The organism is Amycolatopsis sp. FBCC-B4732 (assembly GCF_023008405.1).
GTDB lineage: Bacteria > Actinomycetota > Actinomycetes > Mycobacteriales > Pseudonocardiaceae > Amycolatopsis > Amycolatopsis pretoriensis_A.
This window is the reverse complement of the sequence record NZ_CP095376.1, coordinates 1,523,519-1,540,703: the sequence shown is the minus strand read 5'-3', so window position 1 is coordinate 1,540,703 and position 17,185 is coordinate 1,523,519. Positions and strand designations below refer to the sequence as shown.

Below are 17,185 nucleotides of genomic sequence, written 5' to 3'. Positions count from 1 at the left end.
CAAGATCCAGGGAGCTAACAAGATGGCTATCGCCAAGGGTTTCAGGTTCGAAATTGCGTTTGACCAGGCCTTCCCTCAAGGGCTCGTCATGATCGGAGAGGTCACGGCGGACACCGAGTACCAGTCTCGGGAGGACCGGACGGCAGGTCGCCCGGCGCGTCAGCGGGTGGACGAGGTGACAGGTAAGCGTCAGTGGAAGGCGACGGTCACCGACCCGGACGAGACGAAGGCGAAGCGCGCTTCGTTCGAGATCACGTTGCTGGCCGACGTCCAGCCAGTCCCGGCCACCTCGGAAGCGCTGCCCGGGATGCGTCCGATCGAGCTGGAGGGGCTGACGGCCGAGCCGAAGGTGGCTGGCCAGGGTGAGTTCAAGTACCAGTCCTACGCCTTCCGGGCGACCGGCTTCAAGGCGGCCGGAAGTGGTTCGAAGTCGGCGCGCTCCGCCACGGCTGGCGAAGCTGCGACCAAGGCGGCGTGAGCGGGATGAACGCGTCCGGGCCGGTTCGCGATGCTGCGGCGTTCAACGAGCTGGTCCGGGCGTGGGAATCGGCGTACCACGACTACATGGCGGCGTGGGAGCACGGCACACGGGTCTTCTCGCCGGGCGCCTCGCTCAACGCGTCGAATGCAGCGGGGCGGGTATCGCGGGCGTGGCATGAGTTGGCACGGTTGCGTGGCCTGCCGTGGTGGTGCGTCGCGGCTCTGGAGTCGGCGCCGAAGGGTTCGCCGAGCTGGCACGGGATTGGGCGAGTAAGGCAGACGGTGATGAGGCTTCGAGTCGACGGGTTCGGCGTGACGTGGACAGTGGAGCCACGGGACTCGGTGACGGTGGAGGAGACCGGCCCGCATCCGGCTAGTCCCCCGATGCTCGTCGTGACGGGAGAAACCGTGGTTTCCCTCGCGGTGCCGGAGGACCCGGACCAGTGGCCGACATGCGTGGCGTTCCTTCTCCGGCTACGCGACGGGGTGGACGACCTGGCGGCGCTGCTGACGGCTCGCGTGGCGGTGCCGGGCGGTCGTGATGGGGACGGCGACCGTGAAGGCTAGTGCGCCTCGGACATTGCAGGAGGCGCACGAAGATTCGTATGCGCGGATGCCGGGACGCGACGCGCCCGTGTCGGCGTGGGTGGCGTTTCGGCGGGCGAACGCTCGGATGTACCGAGCCGTGGCCGATCTCGACCGTGGACACCACCACGAAGCGCTCTACTGGTCCGACCGGGAGCGGCGCGAAGTGGAGACCCTGACCAAGAAGCCAGAGTGGAAATCGGACTACGGACGAGAGGGAGTAGCTCCCACAGACGCCCCCATTGCTCCTGCGGCACGCCTGAGCGAGGAACAGCTTCCGCCCCTGCCGGACGTCGAATTCGGTGCGTACCTCCGAGCAGCACGGGAACGGGAGTCGTTGAGCCTCACGGCCGTTGCGGCGCGCGCGAAGGTCGGAAAGTCGACCTTACAAGCGATCGAGACGGGATCGCGTCGCCCAGGGTCACTACAGGTGATCGCCGCGCTCGCTGACGCGCTGGGTGAGGATCGTGTCGTACTGGCACTGCTGGCCTTGCGCGGACACACGGACGCAGCTGGACAGTAGCAAACTTCCAAAGAACTGAATATCGAGAATTTCGCACGTGGGGACGTGCGACGGATAAACGCGTCCTCACGTGCTTCAAACGACCCTTAAGAACGCAGAACCGGTTCCCTGGCTACCAACCTTTTCGCCGGTTCTGCGTCTGTCCACTGGAGAAGTGAACAATGCGAACGATAAATGATGACAACCAACACCAGTCAACCGGGGTCACCCGGATGCGCTGCGCGGAATGCAAGAAGTTCGCGCGCCTGCTGCCCGGAGAGACCAAGTGCGCCCCGTGCCTGGGGATGCTGCCGCTGGTGCTCCGCACTGCTGATGTGCGGGGTGGTCGCTGATGGACGCGCACGGCGTGATGACGCTGATGACGGTCGGCGGCGGCCTGGCCGTGCTGCTGTGGGTGTTAGCGAAGATCGGGCGTGCGCTGGCCGGCCTCGCGGAGATGCTGGCCGCGCTCGCCGTCGTCGGGATGGTGCTCTGGGGCCTGGCGCGCGCGGTCGGCTGGGTTGTTCGGCAACTCGTGACGCACTGGCGAACCTGCCTCACCCTCGTCGCGGCGTGGGCCTGGTGCCGGTGGCTCGGCGGGCTCTCGCTCCTTGTCACCCTCGTCGTGCTCGGCCTGGTGCAGCTCGTGTGGTGGCGGCTGGACGCGGTGAGCTATGACCAGTGGTGCGGGCGGTGGCTGCGGTCGTGGTGGCTGCGCTGGGCGCTCTACGGCCGGAAGCTGGCCGGCTGGTTGACCGCGTGTGGCCTGGTGGTCCGGGACGCGTCGGTGCCGGTCGAGGTCACGGTGTCCCTGGTCGGTCGTCGACGGGGCCGGAACACGGTCTCCCGCAGTCAGGACCGCTCGGTCGCCGCGGTGCCTGCGCTACTGTCGGTCCGGTCCGGGCCCTCGTGGGATGAGGTCCGGGTGCGGCTGGTGCCGGGGCAGAAGCCGGAGGACTTCGACGACGGGGCCCGCGCGCTGGCGGTCGCTCGGAAGGTCACCCGCTGCCAGATCCGGGAACTCGAGCCCGACGTGGTGTCGATCGACTTCATGCGCCGGGACCTCCTCGCCTCACCGGTGACGTGCCTGCCGGTGCCGGACCTCGTCGCGGTGGACGGCACCGGGGTGGACTTGCGGGCGGTGTTCGCCGGGTCGACCGAGTACGGCAAGCCTTGGCGGCTCCCGCTCGTCGGTACCGGCGCTCACACCCTGGTCGCCGGGGCCACCGGGTCGGGCAAGAACTCGGTGATGTGGTGCCCGCTGGTCGCGGCGGCTACGGCGATCCGGGCCGGTCTGGTGCGGGTCTCCGGGATCGATCCGAAGGCGATGGAGCTGTCCTACGGGCGCGGGATCTTCGCCCGCTACGGCCAGAGCGGGCAGGAAGCAGTGCAGGTCCTTGACGCGCTCCTGGATGAGTTGGAGACGCGCAAGCGTGAGTTCGCCGGGCACACCCGGCAGGTCCCGATCTCGACGGACTACCCGGTGGAGCTGCTGGAGTTCGACGAGATCGGCGCGCTGACCAAGTACACCGACCGCAAGACCCGCGACGCCATCGTGGAGAAGGTGGCGATCCTGACCACCCAAGGCCGGGCCCTCGGCTTCACCGTCCGGGGCTACGTGCAGGAACCGACGAAGGACACGGTGCCGGTGCGGGAGCTGCTGCCCCGGCGGATCGCGATGCGGCTGACCTCGAAGACGCAGGTCCCGATGGTCCTCGGGGACGGCGCGTACGAGCGTGGCGCGTGGGCGAACCGCATCCTGGAATCGGCGGCCGGTGTCGGCTACGTGTGGGGCGAAGGCATCCGCGAACCGCTGCGGGTGCGGGCCGGGTGGGTGCCCGATCACACGATCAAGCAACTGGAGCACTACGTCACCAACGGCGGCGCCCAGGTGATCAGCCTCGCCGATCGACGCACGGGCGAAGGGAGGTCGGCATGACCACCACCAGCGAAAACCCGCAGGCCCCGGCGGTGCCAGCCACCCCGATCGAGCGAATCCGCGGTGCCCTCTCCGCCGACGTCGTCAAGGCCACGGCGGAGAAGCACGGCGTGTGTACCCGGCCGTTCACGATGGAAGTCGGCGACACCGAAACCGGCGAAGTCCGCTACGTCCCAGTCCCCTGCGGGTCCACCGTTGAGTCGGTGTGCCTGCCCTGCGCTCGGAAGGCAAAGGCACTTCGGCAAGCCCAGTGCCGCGAGGGCTGGCACCTGACCGAAGAGCCGGTGATCACCCGCGAGAAGCCCTCGGAGACCCAAACCGAGCTGCTGACCTATCGGGCCGACCTGGCGGCGCACTACCGCGACGTGGTCGCCGCCGGAGACGATACAGAGGCGGAAGAGCTGCGGGCAGAAGTCGCCAGCGTGGACGCGGAGCTGAGGGCCTCAGGCATGACCGGTCGCCTGCCCGCCCTGGACGTGCCGGACCGGAAGGCGGTCAAGCGGTCGACCAAGCGGCGGCAGGATGCTCCGAACCTGCCTCGGCGCAAGGTCGCGAAGACGACGGTGGGGCGGGAGTTCGCAGGGAAGTTCCGGCCGTCGATGTTCGTCACGCTGACCTGCGACACCTACGGCCGCGTCCGGTCTGACGGCTCGCCGGTCGACCCGGCGTCGTATGACTACCGGCGGGCAGCTCGGGATGCGGTGCACTTCGCGGCGCTGGTGGATCGGTGGTGGCAGAACCTGCGCCGGGTCGTCGGCTGGGACGTGCAGTACTTCGCCACGGTCGAGCCGCAGCGACGGGCGGCACCGCATCTGCACACGGCGTTGCGGGGCGCGATCTCGCACGAAACCATCCGGCTCGTCACCGAAGCCACCTACCACCAGGTGTGGTGGCCAGCTCATGAAGAACTGGTCTACACGGACCGGAACCCGTTGTGGGATCCCGATTCCCGTTCCTTTGTGGATCCGGAGACCCGGGAGCCGTTGACGGCGTGGGATGACGCGGTGGCTGCCGTGGAGGAACCGGCTCATGTCGTGCGGTTCGGCACGCAGGTGCACTCGAAGGGCATCCTCGGCGGGACGGAGGAGGCCGGGCGGCACATCGGCTACCTGACCAAGTACCTGACGAAGTCGACCGGTGAGGTCGTCGATGCGGACACGGCCGGCCAGCGGGATCACCACGACATGCTTCATGCCCACCTGGCCGTGACGCCGTGCTCGCCGCGCTGCGCGGTGTGGCTGCTGTATGGCATCAACCCGAAGGGGGCGAACGGGAAGACGGTGCCAGGGCACTGCAGAGGCCGGGCGCATCGCCGGACAACCCTCGGGCTACCGGGGCGGCGAGTCCTCGTGTCGCGCAAGTGGTCCGGCAAGACGGTGGCCGACCACAAGGCCGACCGCCGGGGGTTCGTGCTCTCGGCGTTGGCGGCGGTCGGGATCAGCAAGCCGGAACCGGCCCCGGATCGGTTCGTATGGCGCAAAGTCGAGCCCGGCGACACCCACTGCCCGCCACGGGACCAACTGGTCATGCGTGCCATCTCGGAGCGGATCACGTGGAAGGCCGAGTACGACCTAGCGCTACTCGCGGCCGGACCACCGGGCGAAGTTACTTCGGCAACTCCATCTCTGGCGGCCTGAGGGGGCAGACATGAGTGCACGGATCAAGGTGGTGAGCATCGAGGGCCTGTGGACGCCTGAGGACTTGGCCACCTTCCTCGGGATACCCGAGAAGACCCTGCGGGACTGGCGTTTCAAGAGCTACGGCCCGGCGTGGATTCGGATGGGCAAACACGTCCGGTACGCCCCCGAAACGGTACGAGCTTGGATCGACCAGCTCAGCCATGACGGCGCCGCATAGGAGGTCCCAGCTACGACACCCCATGCCCGATCAACCTCGGGCATGGGGTTAAGCCGCATCAAAACCCAACCAGGATAGGAGAAAGCGATGAAAGGACACGTGCAAGATCGATGGTGGCGGCAGAAGAAAGACGAGACGGGTAAGCCGGTCTTCAACGCCAAGGGGCACCCTGTCCGAGAGAAGACCGAACTGTTCGGCAAGGGCGACCGGTACAAGGTCCGCTACTACGACCCCGAAGGCAACGAACGGAGCAAGTCCTTTCCGGACAAGCAACTTACAAAGGCCAAGACCTTCCTGACCAAGATGCAACACGATGTGCTCGCCGGTGAGTACATCTCGACTGAGTCCGGTGAAGAGAAGTTCCGCGACTACACGGCCCAGTGGCGCAAGGGCCAGTCCGCCGACGCGGGGACCCGGCAGACGGTGAGCAACCACCTCAAGACCGGGATCTTCCCGTTCCTCGGGGACAAGCCGCTCAAGGTGGCAGCGAAGACCGACACCATTCGTGACTGGCTCGACTGGTTGGAACGGCCGAAGAGTGAAGGCGGTCGCGGCCTGATGGCGTCCACGCGGGCGGTGCTCTTCGACACCGTGTCCGCCATCCTCCAGGCGGCCTACGACGACAAGAAGATCCGGGCGAACCCGTGCCGAGCGAAGAGCGTCAAGCGACCCAAGCCCGTCCAGCGGAAGGTCATCCCGTGGCCGGACAGCCGAGTCCGCGCCGTCCGGCTCGCTCTGCCCGCCGAGTACACCGTCACAGTGCCGCTCGGGGCCGGACTCGGGCTGCGGCAGATGGAGATCTTTGGGTTCAGTCCGGACGACGTCGACCGCGACGAGATGATCGTCAACGTTCAGCGTCAGATCCGGTGGATCGGCACTCAGCCGGTGTTCTCGCCTCCGAAGGGCGGCAAGACCCGTGTGGTGCCGCTCGGACAGGGCGTGCTCGATGACATCGACGACTACATGGCCACCTTCGAGCCGGTCACGCTGACACTCCCCTGGCTCGAACCGGGTGGACGGCCGGAGACCGTGCGCGTGTTGATCGGCCGGACGACGAAGCGCAGCGTCTACGCGAGGCAACCGATCAGGAACGTGATCAAGGGCGCCAACTTCGCGTACCACGTCTGGCGGCCGGCCTTCGCGAGCGCGGGGCTCGACTACGTCGAACGCCGAGACGGGATGCACGCGATGCGGCACTTCTTCGCGTCCACGATGCTCGCCAACGGTGTGTCGATCAAGGAGGTCGCCGAGTACCTGGGTCACCACGACCCCGGCTACACGCTCCGGATCTACACCCACCTCGTCCCGTCGAGCCACAAGCGGGCTCGCGCCGCGACCAACCGGGTGTTCAAGCCCCGCCGGCCGCAGCAGACGGCCCAGGATTCCGAGACGGCCTGACGACGGCCTGGCGGGACCAGAAGTAACAAAACAGCAGGTCAGAGGCGTATCGGTTTCTTGTTCATGAACTCCTCGATCCCCAGCGGCCCCAGCTCCCGGCCGATGCCCGAGCGTTTGATGCCGCCGAACGGGAGGTCTGCCTCCGAGCCGCCGGACTTGTTGATGTAGACCATTCCCGCGTCGATCGCGCGGGCGATGCGGGCCGCGCGGTTGCGGTCCGTGCTGAAGACGCTCGCGCCCAGTCCGAACGGGGTGTCGTTGGCCAGTGCGATCGCTTCCTCCTCCGTCTCCGCGCGGAACAGCAGGGCTACCGGGCCGAAGATTTCCTCGTGGTACGCCGCCATTTGCGGGGTTACGTCGGTCAGTACCGTCGCCTCCAGGTACGCGCCCGGGCCCGGGATGCGGTGGCCGCCCGCGCGCAGGGTTGCGCCCTCGGTGATGGCGCGTTCGACCTGGGCGGCCACCTCGTCCGCGGCGGCCGGTGAGGCCAGGGGCGGGAGTGTCGTCGCCGGGTCCGCCGGGTCGCCCGGGACGTAGTACGCCGCGACGCGCTTGGCGAACCGGTCGGCGAACTCCTCGTAGAGCTCGCCCAGCACGATGATGCGCTTCGGGGCGTTGCACGACTGGCCGCAGTTGCGCATCCGGGCGGTCGCGGTGACCTTGACCGTCTCGTCCAGGTCGTCGGTGTCCAGCACGATCAACGGGTCCGAGCCGCCGAGCTCGAGGACGCTCTTCTTGAGGTTCCGCCCGGCCTCCGCCGCGACCGAGATGCCGGCCTGCTCGCTGCCGGTCAGCGACACGCCTTGGATGCGCGGGTCGGCGAGCATCCACGGGACCTGCCGGCTCGACGCGAAGACGTTCACGTACACGTCTTCTGGCACGCCGGCGTCGCGCAGCACGCGCTCGATGGCGACCGCCGAGCGCGGGCAGATCGACGCGTGCTTGAGCAGGATCGTGTTGCCCAGCACCAGGTTCGGCGCGACGAACCGGGCGACCTGGTAGCACGGGAAGTTCCACGGCATGATGCCGAGCAGCGGCCCGATCGGCTCCTTCGTCAGCACGGCCTCGCCGCCGCGGATCGGCAGCGGCTCGTCGGCCAGCAGCTCCGGGCCGCACTCGCCGTAGTAGCGGAAGATGTCGACGACGACGCCGACCTCGCCGCGGCCTTCGTTGATCCGCTTCCCCATTTCGAGGGTCATGATCGCGGCGAGCTCGTCGGCGCGTTCGGCGAACAGCCCGGCGGCCCGGCGCACGATCGCGGCCCGCTCGGCGACGGGCCGCGCCCGCCAGCCCGCGTACCCGCGGTGCACCCGGCCGATGGCGGCGCGGACCTCCTCGTCGGTCGCGTTCAGGATCTCCTCGACCCGCTCACCCGTCGCGGGGTCGGTGACTGAGTACATGGCGGCCTCCGTATCCGACGCGTCTACTGGATACTGTATACACTATCGGACCACTGATCGACACCCGCGCGGCGGTACTCCCGCGCGCTTGATCGCCTATCGTTTTCCCATGACGCTGGAGCTCACCGGCGGCCCCGAATTCGACGCACTGGCAACGGAAAGCGCTCGCTGGACGCGCCACTACGCGGGCGGCGAAGTCACGTTCGGCTGTCCCGCGCGCACGCCGGAACGCACCCCGCGGGTCTGGAGCGGCCGCGGCCTCGGGCTGGCGGAAGCCGAGCTGCCCCGGTTCGCCCGCCAGCTGGCCCGCGCGATGAAGCACTGGACGTACTGGGAAGCGCGGGTGCCGGGCAGTCTCCAGTGCTGGTCCGCCGGCCGCTACGACGACGAAGACGGCTTCGTGTACTTCCTCGGACCGTGCACGCACGGTGATCCGTGGCCGGGGTACCGGCCGGCGCGGGCGTTCGCCATCGCGCTCCCCCACGTGCGCGGGCTGCGGATCCGGGTGGCCGCCTACCTGGCGATCCACTGACGCCGCCCCGATGACATGAAAGAGTCGTTCATGACGTCGGACGCGGTGAAAGAGTCGTTCACGGCAGTGCGACGCCGCCGGCTCCGCCAGGTCGTGCGAGCGGGGGCCGTCGCCGCCGTGGTCAGCGGTATACCGTCGACCGTGCACACCCTCGCCACCGGTGGCGACCTCCTCGCCGCCACCCGTGCCGCGGGCACCCTGATCCCCGGCAGGCGCGACCGGCCCGGCGCCGCCGCCGGGCTGGTCGCGCACCTGTTCATCGCCGCCGGGTGGACCGGCGTCCTCGCCGTCGCCCGCTGCCGCGGCGTCACCCGCGGTGCGGTGGCCGGGCTGGCGATCGCCGCACTGGACCTCGGCCTCGCCGCTCGGGCCTACCCCGCCGTGCGAATGCTTCCCCGCGCGCCGCAGCTGGCCGACCACCTGGTGTTCGGCGCCGTCGCGGGCGCCCTGCTCGACCGTCCGAAAAGGACGGATCAGGGCACGACCTCGACGACGTCACCCGGGTGCAAGGAGTTGTAGAACGTCACCGCGGCCGCGTGCGAAAGGTGCACGCACCCGTGGGACTTCGCCTTCAGGCTGCCCTGGTGGAAAGCGACCCCGGTGGTGGTGAAGAACACCGAATAGGGCATCGGCCCGTTGTACTGCTTGCTGTAGTGGTCGATGTCCTTGTACTGCACGTGGAACTTCCCGAGCGGGGTCGGGTACTTCGGCAACCCGACGGTGATCGGGACGCCACCGTAGGTGACGTTCCCGGCGCCGTCCGTCAGCCACGCCGTGTTCGAACTGCGCTGGACGCAGGCCTTCGCTTCGGCACTGCACGGCGTCGACGCCGCTTCGGCCGTTCCCGCGAACGCCACGGTCCCCGCCATCACGGCGACCCCGCCCAGTAGTGCGATCATCCTCCGGTTCATCGCGTGCCTCCCGTTGTCGTTCGGCTACAGGAGGTAAGGTGCCCCGTTTTTCGATCTTCGAACCACTCAGTTCCGCGGCTGGGAAAGCCCGAGGAATTCGGCCTGCTCGCGGTCGTACCGCTGGGTCAGGCCGTTTCCGTAGCGGTCCCACCAGTTCTGCGTGTGCCCGCCCTGGCGGGTGGTGGTGTCGCCGTAGATCTGGCGGTCGTACTCGACGCGGGCGTCGCGGAACTCCTGCTGGAACTGTTCCGGCGTGAGGCCCTGGACGTGCTGGATCGTCGTGTCGCTCAGGGTCCGCGAGCTGCGCACGATGTCGTCGCCGCCCATGTGGTTGAGGATCGCGCGCACCCCGCCGGCGCCGCGCATGTGCGCCCCGGACATGATCGCGGCCTGCGTGCCCGGATCGGTGAAGTTGAGCGCGCCCGCGGTGCGCGCGTTCGCCGTCATCAGGTCCGAGACGACGGCGCGTTCCTCGGCGCTGCCGATGCCGTACTGCTCGCGCGCGGCGATGATCCGGTCGTAGCCGTTGTGCATGTTCTGCCGGAAGCCGTACGCCTCCGGCACGCCGCCCTGCTCGCCGGTCGCGCCCTCCGAGCGCATGATCGAATCGACCACGCGCGGGTCCAGCTGCTGCGGCGCCGCCGCGGCCGCCGCTCCCCCGCCGCCGGCCTGGGCCTGGCCGCCGCCGTAGGCCTGCGCGACGTCGGAGTCGGCCGCGTTGTAGCCGTTCGCGGCCGTCTGGACGTTCTGGTTGACGTTCGTGATCAGGCTCAGGAACTTCTGCAGCGCGCTCCCCAGCGAGGAGTGCAGCGCCGAGTTCGCGGCGGCCACCCCGCTCCCGATCCCGGCGAACGACAACGCGTCGAGCACCAGGCTCTCCAGGTCACGGGTCACCGAATGGAAGGACGACCCGACTTCTTCGACCGCCTTGGCGACCGTCCCCATTTCCGTGGTTTCGGCGCGGTAGGCCCCGGCACTCATGGTCTGCTCCTTCCGGACACGGCTGTGCGGGTTCGAGAATTCCGCACCGCGTGGCACCGCCCAACGGCCGAATTACCCACTGCGGTACCGGCGGGAGTGCCCACTCGGACGCTAGATTGGGCAGATGACCAAACCCGACGACGACCCGAACGTCCTGGACGGCGAGATCGTCGACGAGACCCCCACCGCGGCGATCGCGGTGCCCTCGTCGCCGCTGCCGGAGCCGGACTACAGCCTGGGCGGCGTGCCCAGCTTCGACTTCGTGCGCGACAAGATCGAGAACCGGTACACGACGTCGGTCGGGGCCGCCGAGGTCGCCGGCCTCGGCACCGACACCACGGCCGAAACCCTCGACAAGCAGATCGCCGACCGCGACCAGGCGGCGAAGGACAGACTGGCCGCGATCCGCCGGTCGATGCGCGGCGAGTAGCGCTCAGCCGACCAGCTCGGTGTCGCAGCGGTTTGGCCCTGGCCGAGGCCGAAGCGGTGGAGCGCCGAGGAGCTGCACTTCGGCCGCTCGGCGGAGCGGCTGCGCGTCTCGACCGCGCAGGTCAGCCAGCCGATCCGGAAGCTCGAACGGCGGATCGGCGTGCCGCTGTTCACCGGACCAGCCGCCGCGTGGAGCTGACCGCGGTGGCCTCGTCGGCGACCTCCGGCGAGGTCGGCACCGCGCTGGAGCGCGCGATGGAGGCCGGCCGCGGGGTCACCGGCACGCTGCGGGTCGCGTTCCGCGACGCGGCGGGCGGGCAGCTCCTGGCCGTGTGGCCGAGCGCTTCCGGCAGCGGGAGCCGGGCTGCCGGGCCGAGTTTTGCGAGGTGCGGCCCGCCGAGGTCCTGCCCTGGCTGCGCGAGGGCGAGGTGGACGTGGTGCCGGCCGGGCTCCCGCTCGAGGCACCGGACCTGGTCACCGGCCCGGTGCTGGTGCGGGAGCCGCGCTTGTCGGCGGTCGCGGCGGGCCACCCGTTCCCGCGACGCGAGCCGGTGGTGACCGCGGACCTCGCGCGCGTTGCCGGACCCGTGGCTCGACGAACGCGCACCGGAAGCCTCAGTCGAGCCCTGGGCGGGCCTGCGGGAGCTGCTGACGGCCGGCGCCGGGGAGGGCGCGCTGCCGGTGGGGGCGCACATCCGGCGGTACCACCCGCGGCCGGACGTCGCTTACGTGCCGATCACCGACGCGCCCCGTGGGTGCGCGAGCCGGCGCGGAAGCCGCCACCCCGATCCCGTCAGGCGAGCAGCCAGCGCATCTCCGTCGGCTGGTAGGCCGCGATCGCCGCCAGCCGGTGGGAAAACACCGGTACCCGTCCCGCCAGGCCCGTCAGCCGGATCACCTTCTCCACCGCGCTGCCCGGGTTCGCGATCAGGCAGCCGGAAATCCCCCGCTCGTGGCACAGCTCGAACGCCCGCTGCAGACCGCGGATCCCGCGTGCCGAAAGGAATTCCAGCTGCCCGAGGTCGATCACCAGCCGGTGCGGTCCCGGCAGTTCGCAGAGGGTGGCCTCGATCACCGCCGTCCACTGGGTGACCGTGTCGATGTCGAGCCGGCCTCGCACTTCGACGACCAGTACGCCGCTGGTCCGTTCGGTGGCGATCCCGTCTTGGTCGCGCATCGCGCGCCTCCTCGGGGCCGCGTCGGAGGACGGCCCCGGACCATGGTCCCACCGCGGCCGGACCGCAGCGCGCCGAAGCGGAATACTGTTCCCGCATCGGTTTTTCCTTGGCGGACGGCCGAACCCCGGCACGACCGTCCGGGCTAATGTCCACTGTGGATAGTCAGCCGCACCAGCCACTCGCGCAGCAGCGACGCCTCGCTCGCGCTCAGTCCCGGCGGGGCCGCGTCGCCCAGCAGGGCGCCGAGCGTCGTCGCCGCGGCGGCGACGTCCGCGGACGGCTCCAGCTGCTCTTCGGCGAGGATGCCGGCCAGGACGCTTTCCCGGACGCGGACGGAGAACGCCAGGTCCGGGTAGAGCGACGGCCGGGTGATCATCGACAGCGCCACCCCCGCGTTGGCCGCCATCACCATCTGCGCGGCGAGCGGCGGCGGCACCTTCAGGCGTCCGGCGGCCGCGCAGCGCTCCAGCACCGCGAGCAGCAGTTCATGGGCCTCTGCGGCCGCGCCGGGCGGCGTCGAGAGGCCCGCGTACATCAGGCGGTAGTGGTGCGGGTGCCCCACGGCGAAGGCGACGTGGTTGTCCCACCCGTCCCGCAGGTCGCGCACCGGGTCCGGCGACGGTGCCGCCGCCCGCTTGCCGGCGAGGTACTGCTCGAACCCGTGGTCGACGACGGCGGCGAGCAGCCCGTCCTTGTCGCCGAACTGCCGGTACAACGCCGGCGCGCCGACCCCGGCGGCTTCGCAGACGGCCCGCGTCGAGACGTCCGCCGATCGCGAGAGCAGGTCGGCCGCCGCCGTCAGGATGCGCGTTCTCTGGTCCACGAAACCCGACGCTACCAGGCATTATCACTGTCATCAAGATTTTGGTAGCGCCGATCCGCATTCGGTGTTAGCGTTGCTTACGAAAGCACGTAACCGACGATACCGGAGGCATCACCATGCCGTTCGCCAACTTCAAGGTCCCCGCCGGCACCCTGACCGCCGAGCAGAAGGAGCAGCTCGTCACGCGCACCACCGACCTGTACGCCGAGATCTACGGCGACCGTGCCCGCGCGAACACGATGGTGCTGGTCGAGGAGGTCGCCGACGGCGGCTGGGGCATCGGCGGCGACGTGCTCACCCTCGCGAAGCTGCAGGCCGGCTGACGTCAGGCTTCCGTAACCCCCGCGTGGAATCATCGGCTGACCACCGAAGTTGTACAGGTGGCAGCACCACACGAGGAAAAGGAGTGACGCCGTGACCACGTCAACCGAAAGGGCCGTCCTGGCCGGCGGCTGCTTCTGGGGCATGCAGGAGCTGTTCCGCCGTCAGCCCGGGGTGATCTCGACCCGGGTCGGTTACAGCGGCGGCGACGTCCCGAACGCCACCTACCGCAACCACGGCACGCACGCCGAGGCCATCGAGGTGGTCTACGACCCCGCGCGGACCACGTTCCGCGACCTGCTCGAGTTCTTCTTCCAGGTGCACGACCCGACGACGAAGAACCGCCAGGGCAACGACATCGGCGTGAGCTACCGCTCGGCGATCTTCTTCGAGAACGACGAGCAGAAGCGGGTCGCCGAGGACACCATCGCCGACGTCGAGGCATCGGGGCTGTGGCCCGGCAAGGTCGTCACCGAAGTCAGCCCGGCCGGCGACTTCTGGGAGGCCGAGCCCGAGCACCAGGACTACCTGCAGCGCATTCCGAACGGGTACACCTGCCACTTCGTGCGCCCGGGCTGGAAGCTCCCGAAGCGCGAGAAGACCGCCTGACCGTCAGCAGCACCGAAAGGCCCCCACGCCGATCACGGCGTGGGGGCCTTTCGCCGTTCGGACGCGGAAAAGATCACCCGAACGGCGGTGATCCTCGATCAGTCCTGTGTGGACGGTCAACAATTTCGCCCACAAAGGCGTGAAATGTCCTTTTTGGGAAGTATTGCGTCCGGTAGATAAGACCGTACGTTAGTCGCTTGTTCACGAGCCTTCGGCGCCGGATCCTGATTTCCGCCAAGTAGCACCGTTTTCCCGTCCCCCGTTCTCGGCCCGGCCTGCACCGGGCCGGTTCGCCCTGCCCGGAGGAGATCCTTCGATGCACCTGAGACGTCCCATCGTCTTGGCCGCGAGCGGCGCGCTGATAGCCGCTATGTGCACGACCACCGCAGCCCAGGCCCAGCCCGCCACCCCGAACGCCACCGCGGACGCCCAGACCCTGGCCGTCAACGCGGCGGCCGGCCTGGTCGCCAGCAAGCCGGCCGCGCTGCACGCCAGCGCGGACGACGTTTTCCTCGCCCAGAAAGCGATTTCCTCGACCAACGGGCTCAAGTACGTCCCCTACGAGCGCAGCTACAAGGGCCTCCCGGTCGTCGGCGGCGACTTCGTCGTCGCGACCGACTCGACGGGCCAGGTGCTGGGCACCTCCGTCGCGCAGGACCAGACCATCAACCTCGCCACCACCACCGCCAAGGTCTCCAAGGCCGCGGCCGAGGTGACCGCCCGGCAGCAGCTGTCCGCCGTGGACAGCGTGAGCCCGGCCCAGCAGGTCGTCTACGCGCTCGGCACGCCGACGCTGGCGTGGAAGAGCACCGTCGTCGGCCGCGACGCCGACGGCCCGAGCCGCCTCGACGTCATCGTCGACGCCGCCACGGGCAAGGTGCTCAAGACCCAGGAGCACGTCCTCAACGGTGACGGCACCAGCGCCTGGAACGGCCCGAACCCGGTGCACCTCGACACCACCCACTCGGGCAGCACGTACTCGCTGAAGGACCCGACGATCACCAACACGTCCTGCCAGGACGCGGCCAACAACACCACGTTCAGCGGACCGGACGACCTCTGGGGCAACGGCACCGCCAGCAACCGCGAAACCGGCTGCGTCGACGCGCTGTTCGCCGCGCAGACCGAGAACAAGATGCTCTCGCAGTGGCTGGGCCGCAACAGCTTCGACGGCAGCGGCGGCGGCTGGCCGATCCGCGTCGGCCTGAACGACCAGAACGCCTACTACGACGGCAGCCAGGTCCAGATCGGCAAGAACACCGCCGGCGGCTGGATCGGCTCGATCGACGTCGTCGCGCACGAGCACGGCCACGGCATCGACGACCACACCCCCGGCGGCATCTCGGGTGCGGGCACCCAGGAGTTCGTCGCGGACGTCTTCGGCGCTTCGACCGAGTGGTTCGCGAACGAGCCGGCCCCCTACGACCAGCCGGACTTCCTCGTCGGCGAGCAGGTCAACCTGGTCGGCTCCGGCCCGATCCGCAACATGTACAACCCGTCGGCGCTGGGCGACAAGAACTGCTACGACAGCTCCGTCCCCAACGGTGAGGTGCACGCGGCCGCCGGCCCCGGCAACCACTGGTTCTACCTGCTGGCCGAAGGCACCAACCCGACCAACGGGCAGCCGACCAGCTCGACGTGCAACAGCTCCACGATCACCGGCCTCGGCGTGCAGACCGCGGTGAAGATCTTCTACAACGCGATGCTGCTCAAGACCACCAGCAGCTCGTACCTGAAGTACCGCACCTGGACGCTGACCGCGGCGAAGAACCTCTTCCCGGGCAGCTGCACCGAGTTCAACACCGTCAAGGCGGCGTGGGACGCCATCTCCGTCCCGGCGCAGTCGGCCGACCCGACCTGCTCGGCGACCGGCACCGTCACGGTTTCCAACCCGGGCAACCAGTCCACCACGACCGGCGGTTCGGTGAACCTGCCGCTGTCGGCCAGCGGTGGCACCGCGCCGTACACCTGGTCGGCCACCGGTCTCCCGGCCGGCCTGTCGATCAACGCCTCCACCGGCACGATCTCGGGCACCGCGACCACCGCGGGCACCTCGAACGTCACCGTGACGGCGAAGGACGCGGCCAACAAGACCGGCACGGCGTCGTTCACGTGGACCGTCGGCACCACCGGCGGCTGCTCCGGCCAGAAGCTGGCCAACGGCGGGTTCGAGTCGGGCGCGGCGAACTGGACGCAGACCAGCGGCGTGATCGGGCAGAACGGCTCCAGCGAGCCCACGCACGGCGGCACCTACAACGCGTGGCTCAACGGGTACGGCACGACGCACACCGACACGCTCGCGCAGTCGGTGAGCATCCCGGCCGGCTGCCACGCCAGCCTGACGTTCTACCTGCACATCGACTCCGCGGAGACGACCACCACCACCGCCTACGACAAGCTGACCGTCGCCAACGGCAGCACGACGCTGGGCAGCTACTCCAACCTGAACAAGGCGTCCGGGTACGTGCTCAAGACGGTCGACGTTTCGTCGGCCGCCGGCGGCACCCTCGCGCTGAAGTTCACCGGCACCGAAGACAGCTCGCTGCAGACCTCGTTCGTCATCGACGACGTGGCCGTGACCCTGAGCTGAAGCACTGAGAACCGCTGAAGCGGGGAGACCGGGCGACCGGTCTCCCCGCTTCTCCGTTTTCCGGCAGAATCGCCCCATGGACACCGAAGAACTGCGTGCGACCCAGGCCCCGCTGAAGGACAAGTACCGCGAAAGCCCGGAGAGCGCGGTCGTCACCCTGCACGCCGACGCCGAACTGGACGGCCTCGGCATCTCCTGCAAGGTCGAAACCGGCCGCGCGGTCGTCGAGGCGGGCCTGCACCCGGCAACCGGCGGCGACGGCACCCTCGCCTGTTCGGGCGACATGCTGCTCGAAGCGCTCGTCGCGTGCGCGGGGGTGACGCTGCGCGCGGTGGCGACGTCGCTAGGCCTCGAGGTCCGCGGCGGGCGCGTGCGCGCCGAGGGCGACCTCGACTTCCGCGGCACGCTGGCGGTCGCGAAGGACGCGCCGGTGGGCTTCCGCGCGATCCGGCTGTCCTTCGACCTGGACACCGACGCATCGGAAGACGAGCTCGCCACGCTGAAGAAACTGACCGAGCGCTACTGCGTGGTGTTCCAATCGTTGCGGACGCCGCCGGAGTTCGCCGTGGCGCTTTCCGCGAATTGATTCTTCTCCGGGAGAAACCCGGAGGACAAAGCGGACAGCGTGGCTTAGCTTGTCGGTGTCACCG

Annotated in this window: 21 protein-coding genes; 16 read left to right on the top strand and 5 right to left on the bottom strand. The window is 69.2% G+C overall.

Annotation, left to right across the window (positions count from 1 at the left end):
- Window positions 1-22 precede the first annotated feature (22 nt).
- The 7 genes from MUY14_RS06340 (at window position 23) to MUY14_RS06310 (ending at window position 6,761) form a co-directional block, all read left to right on the top strand.
- Window positions 23-478: a hypothetical protein gene (locus tag MUY14_RS06340; protein WP_247021759.1), complete on the top strand. Its 456-nt coding sequence runs from the start codon at window positions 23-25 to the stop codon at window positions 476-478.
- Window positions 475-1,047 (top strand): hypothetical protein, encoded by a 573-nt coding sequence (locus tag MUY14_RS06335; protein ID WP_247021757.1) that lies wholly within the window; start codon window positions 475-477, stop codon window positions 1,045-1,047. Before MUY14_RS06340 ends, MUY14_RS06335 begins: the two co-directional genes overlap by 4 nt.
- Window positions 1,022-1,588 (top strand): helix-turn-helix transcriptional regulator, encoded by a 567-nt coding sequence (locus MUY14_RS47090; RefSeq protein WP_315863262.1) that lies wholly within the window; start codon window positions 1,022-1,024, stop codon window positions 1,586-1,588. Before MUY14_RS06335 ends, MUY14_RS47090 begins: the two co-directional genes overlap by 26 nt.
- 331 nt (window positions 1,589-1,919) lie before the next feature.
- A complete protein-coding gene (locus tag MUY14_RS06325) occupies window positions 1,920-3,506 on the top strand; it encodes an FtsK/SpoIIIE domain-containing protein (protein ID WP_247021755.1) in 1,587 nt (528 codons plus the stop codon).
- Entirely contained in the window at window positions 3,503-5,143 is a 1,641-nt protein-coding gene (locus MUY14_RS06320; RefSeq protein WP_247021753.1) for a replication initiator, read from the top strand. Before MUY14_RS06325 ends, MUY14_RS06320 begins: the two co-directional genes overlap by 4 nt.
- Before the next feature lie 10 nt (window positions 5,144-5,153).
- Window positions 5,154-5,363, top strand: coding sequence for a helix-turn-helix domain-containing protein (locus tag MUY14_RS06315; protein WP_247021751.1), 210 nt, complete (start codon window positions 5,154-5,156; stop codon window positions 5,361-5,363).
- 87 nt (window positions 5,364-5,450) lie between these two features.
- Complete coding sequence (locus tag MUY14_RS06310) at window positions 5,451-6,761, top strand: tyrosine-type recombinase/integrase (protein ID WP_247021749.1); 1,311 nt, start codon at window positions 5,451-5,453, stop codon at window positions 6,759-6,761.
- 38 nt (window positions 6,762-6,799) lie between these two features.
- On the opposite strand, the gene MUY14_RS06305 is transcribed toward MUY14_RS06310, so the two are convergent.
- Complete coding sequence (locus tag MUY14_RS06305) at window positions 6,800-8,161, bottom strand: NAD-dependent succinate-semialdehyde dehydrogenase (RefSeq protein ID WP_247021747.1); 1,362 nt, start codon at window positions 8,159-8,161, stop codon at window positions 6,800-6,802.
- A 109-nt stretch (window positions 8,162-8,270) separates the two neighbouring features.
- On the opposite strand from MUY14_RS06305, the gene MUY14_RS06300 reads away from it, so the two are divergent.
- Together MUY14_RS06300 and MUY14_RS06295 are read left to right on the top strand one after the other, a co-directional pair.
- On the top strand, window positions 8,271-8,693 hold the full coding sequence (locus MUY14_RS06300; protein ID WP_247021745.1) for a hypothetical protein: 423 nt from the start codon (window positions 8,271-8,273) through the stop codon (window positions 8,691-8,693).
- 30 nt (window positions 8,694-8,723) lie between these two features.
- A complete protein-coding gene (locus MUY14_RS06295) occupies window positions 8,724-9,212 on the top strand; it encodes a hypothetical protein (protein WP_247021743.1) in 489 nt (162 codons plus the stop codon).
- Here MUY14_RS06295 and MUY14_RS06290 read toward each other — a convergent pair.
- Entirely contained in the window at window positions 9,167-9,604 is a 438-nt protein-coding gene (locus MUY14_RS06290; protein ID WP_247021741.1) for a L,D-transpeptidase, read from the bottom strand. The two genes, MUY14_RS06295 and MUY14_RS06290, sit on opposite strands and share 46 nt — an antisense overlap.
- 66 nt (window positions 9,605-9,670) lie before the next feature.
- The gene (locus MUY14_RS06285) at window positions 9,671-10,585 is read right to left on the bottom strand and encodes a hypothetical protein (protein WP_247021739.1); all 915 of its coding nucleotides are present in this window, start codon (window positions 10,583-10,585) and stop codon (window positions 9,671-9,673) included.
- A gap of 124 nt (window positions 10,586-10,709) precedes the next feature.
- Between MUY14_RS06285 and MUY14_RS06280 the strand changes: the two genes are divergently transcribed.
- The 3 genes from MUY14_RS06280 (at window position 10,710) to MUY14_RS47220 (ending at window position 11,844) form a co-directional block, all read left to right on the top strand.
- Window positions 10,710-11,015: a hypothetical protein gene (locus tag MUY14_RS06280; protein ID WP_247021737.1), complete on the top strand. Its 306-nt coding sequence runs from the start codon at window positions 10,710-10,712 to the stop codon at window positions 11,013-11,015.
- Between the two features lie 72 nt (window positions 11,016-11,087).
- Window positions 11,088-11,213: a LysR family transcriptional regulator gene (locus MUY14_RS47225; RefSeq protein ID WP_396126839.1), complete on the top strand. Its 126-nt coding sequence runs from the start codon at window positions 11,088-11,090 to the stop codon at window positions 11,211-11,213.
- 133 nt (window positions 11,214-11,346) lie between these two features.
- Window positions 11,347-11,844, top strand: a complete 498-nt coding sequence (locus MUY14_RS47220; RefSeq protein WP_396126755.1) for a LysR family transcriptional regulator substrate-binding protein — start codon at window positions 11,347-11,349, stop codon at window positions 11,842-11,844.
- Here MUY14_RS47220 and MUY14_RS06270 read toward each other — a convergent pair.
- Both MUY14_RS06270 and MUY14_RS06265 read right to left on the bottom strand, forming a co-directional pair.
- Window positions 11,808-12,191 (bottom strand): STAS domain-containing protein, encoded by a 384-nt coding sequence (locus MUY14_RS06270; RefSeq protein ID WP_247021733.1) that lies wholly within the window; start codon window positions 12,189-12,191, stop codon window positions 11,808-11,810. The genes MUY14_RS47220 and MUY14_RS06270 overlap by 37 nt on opposite strands.
- Before the next feature lie 143 nt (window positions 12,192-12,334).
- Complete coding sequence (locus tag MUY14_RS06265; protein WP_247021731.1) at window positions 12,335-13,015, bottom strand: TetR/AcrR family transcriptional regulator; 681 nt, start codon at window positions 13,013-13,015, stop codon at window positions 12,335-12,337.
- 116 nt (window positions 13,016-13,131) lie between these two features.
- Between MUY14_RS06265 and MUY14_RS06260 the strand changes: the two genes are divergently transcribed.
- The 4 genes from MUY14_RS06260 (at window position 13,132) to MUY14_RS06245 (ending at window position 17,121) form a co-directional block, all read left to right on the top strand.
- A complete protein-coding gene (locus tag MUY14_RS06260) occupies window positions 13,132-13,338 on the top strand; it encodes a 4-oxalocrotonate tautomerase family protein (RefSeq protein WP_247021729.1) in 207 nt (68 codons plus the stop codon).
- A gap of 91 nt (window positions 13,339-13,429) precedes the next feature.
- Window positions 13,430-13,945 (top strand): peptide-methionine (S)-S-oxide reductase MsrA, encoded by a 516-nt coding sequence (gene msrA / locus MUY14_RS06255; RefSeq protein WP_247021727.1) that lies wholly within the window; start codon window positions 13,430-13,432, stop codon window positions 13,943-13,945.
- A gap of 316 nt (window positions 13,946-14,261) precedes the next feature.
- A complete protein-coding gene (locus MUY14_RS06250) occupies window positions 14,262-16,535 on the top strand; it encodes a M4 family metallopeptidase (RefSeq protein WP_247021724.1) in 2,274 nt (757 codons plus the stop codon).
- 76 nt (window positions 16,536-16,611) lie between these two features.
- Complete coding sequence (locus MUY14_RS06245; RefSeq protein WP_247021722.1) at window positions 16,612-17,121, top strand: OsmC family protein; 510 nt, start codon at window positions 16,612-16,614, stop codon at window positions 17,119-17,121.
- Window positions 17,122-17,185: the final 64 nt, after the last annotated feature.

Excerpts from the sequence above, each read along its gene's own strand:
- MUY14_RS06340 (WP_247021759.1), top strand. The coding sequence starts at position 23 with ATGGCTATCGCCAAGGGTTTCAGGTTCGAAATTGCGTTTGACCAGGCC.
- MUY14_RS47090 (WP_315863262.1), top strand. The coding sequence starts at position 1,022 with ATGGGGACGGCGACCGTGAAGGCTAGTGCGCCTCGGACATTGCAGGAG.
- MUY14_RS06325 (WP_247021755.1), top strand. The coding sequence starts at position 1,920 with ATGGACGCGCACGGCGTGATGACGCTGATGACGGTCGGCGGCGGCCTG.
- MUY14_RS06320 (WP_247021753.1), top strand. The coding sequence starts at position 3,503 with ATGACCACCACCAGCGAAAACCCGCAGGCCCCGGCGGTGCCAGCCACC.
- MUY14_RS06315 (WP_247021751.1), top strand. The coding sequence starts at position 5,154 with ATGAGTGCACGGATCAAGGTGGTGAGCATCGAGGGCCTGTGGACGCCT.
- MUY14_RS06310 (WP_247021749.1), top strand. The coding sequence starts at position 5,451 with ATGAAAGGACACGTGCAAGATCGATGGTGGCGGCAGAAGAAAGACGAG.
- MUY14_RS06305 (WP_247021747.1), bottom strand. The coding sequence starts at position 8,161 with ATGTACTCAGTCACCGACCCCGCGACGGGTGAGCGGGTCGAGGAGATC.
- MUY14_RS06300 (WP_247021745.1), top strand. The coding sequence starts at position 8,271 with ATGACGCTGGAGCTCACCGGCGGCCCCGAATTCGACGCACTGGCAACG.
- MUY14_RS06295 (WP_247021743.1), top strand. The coding sequence starts at position 8,724 with ATGACGTCGGACGCGGTGAAAGAGTCGTTCACGGCAGTGCGACGCCGC.
- MUY14_RS06290 (WP_247021741.1), bottom strand. The coding sequence starts at position 9,604 with ATGAACCGGAGGATGATCGCACTACTGGGCGGGGTCGCCGTGATGGCG.
- MUY14_RS06285 (WP_247021739.1), bottom strand. The coding sequence starts at position 10,585 with ATGAGTGCCGGGGCCTACCGCGCCGAAACCACGGAAATGGGGACGGTC.
- MUY14_RS06280 (WP_247021737.1), top strand. The coding sequence starts at position 10,710 with ATGACCAAACCCGACGACGACCCGAACGTCCTGGACGGCGAGATCGTC.
- MUY14_RS06270 (WP_247021733.1), bottom strand. The coding sequence starts at position 12,191 with ATGCGCGACCAAGACGGGATCGCCACCGAACGGACCAGCGGCGTACTG.
- MUY14_RS06260 (WP_247021729.1), top strand. The coding sequence starts at position 13,132 with ATGCCGTTCGCCAACTTCAAGGTCCCCGCCGGCACCCTGACCGCCGAG.
- MUY14_RS06250 (WP_247021724.1), top strand. The coding sequence starts at position 14,262 with ATGCACCTGAGACGTCCCATCGTCTTGGCCGCGAGCGGCGCGCTGATA.
- MUY14_RS06245 (WP_247021722.1), top strand. The coding sequence starts at position 16,612 with ATGGACACCGAAGAACTGCGTGCGACCCAGGCCCCGCTGAAGGACAAG.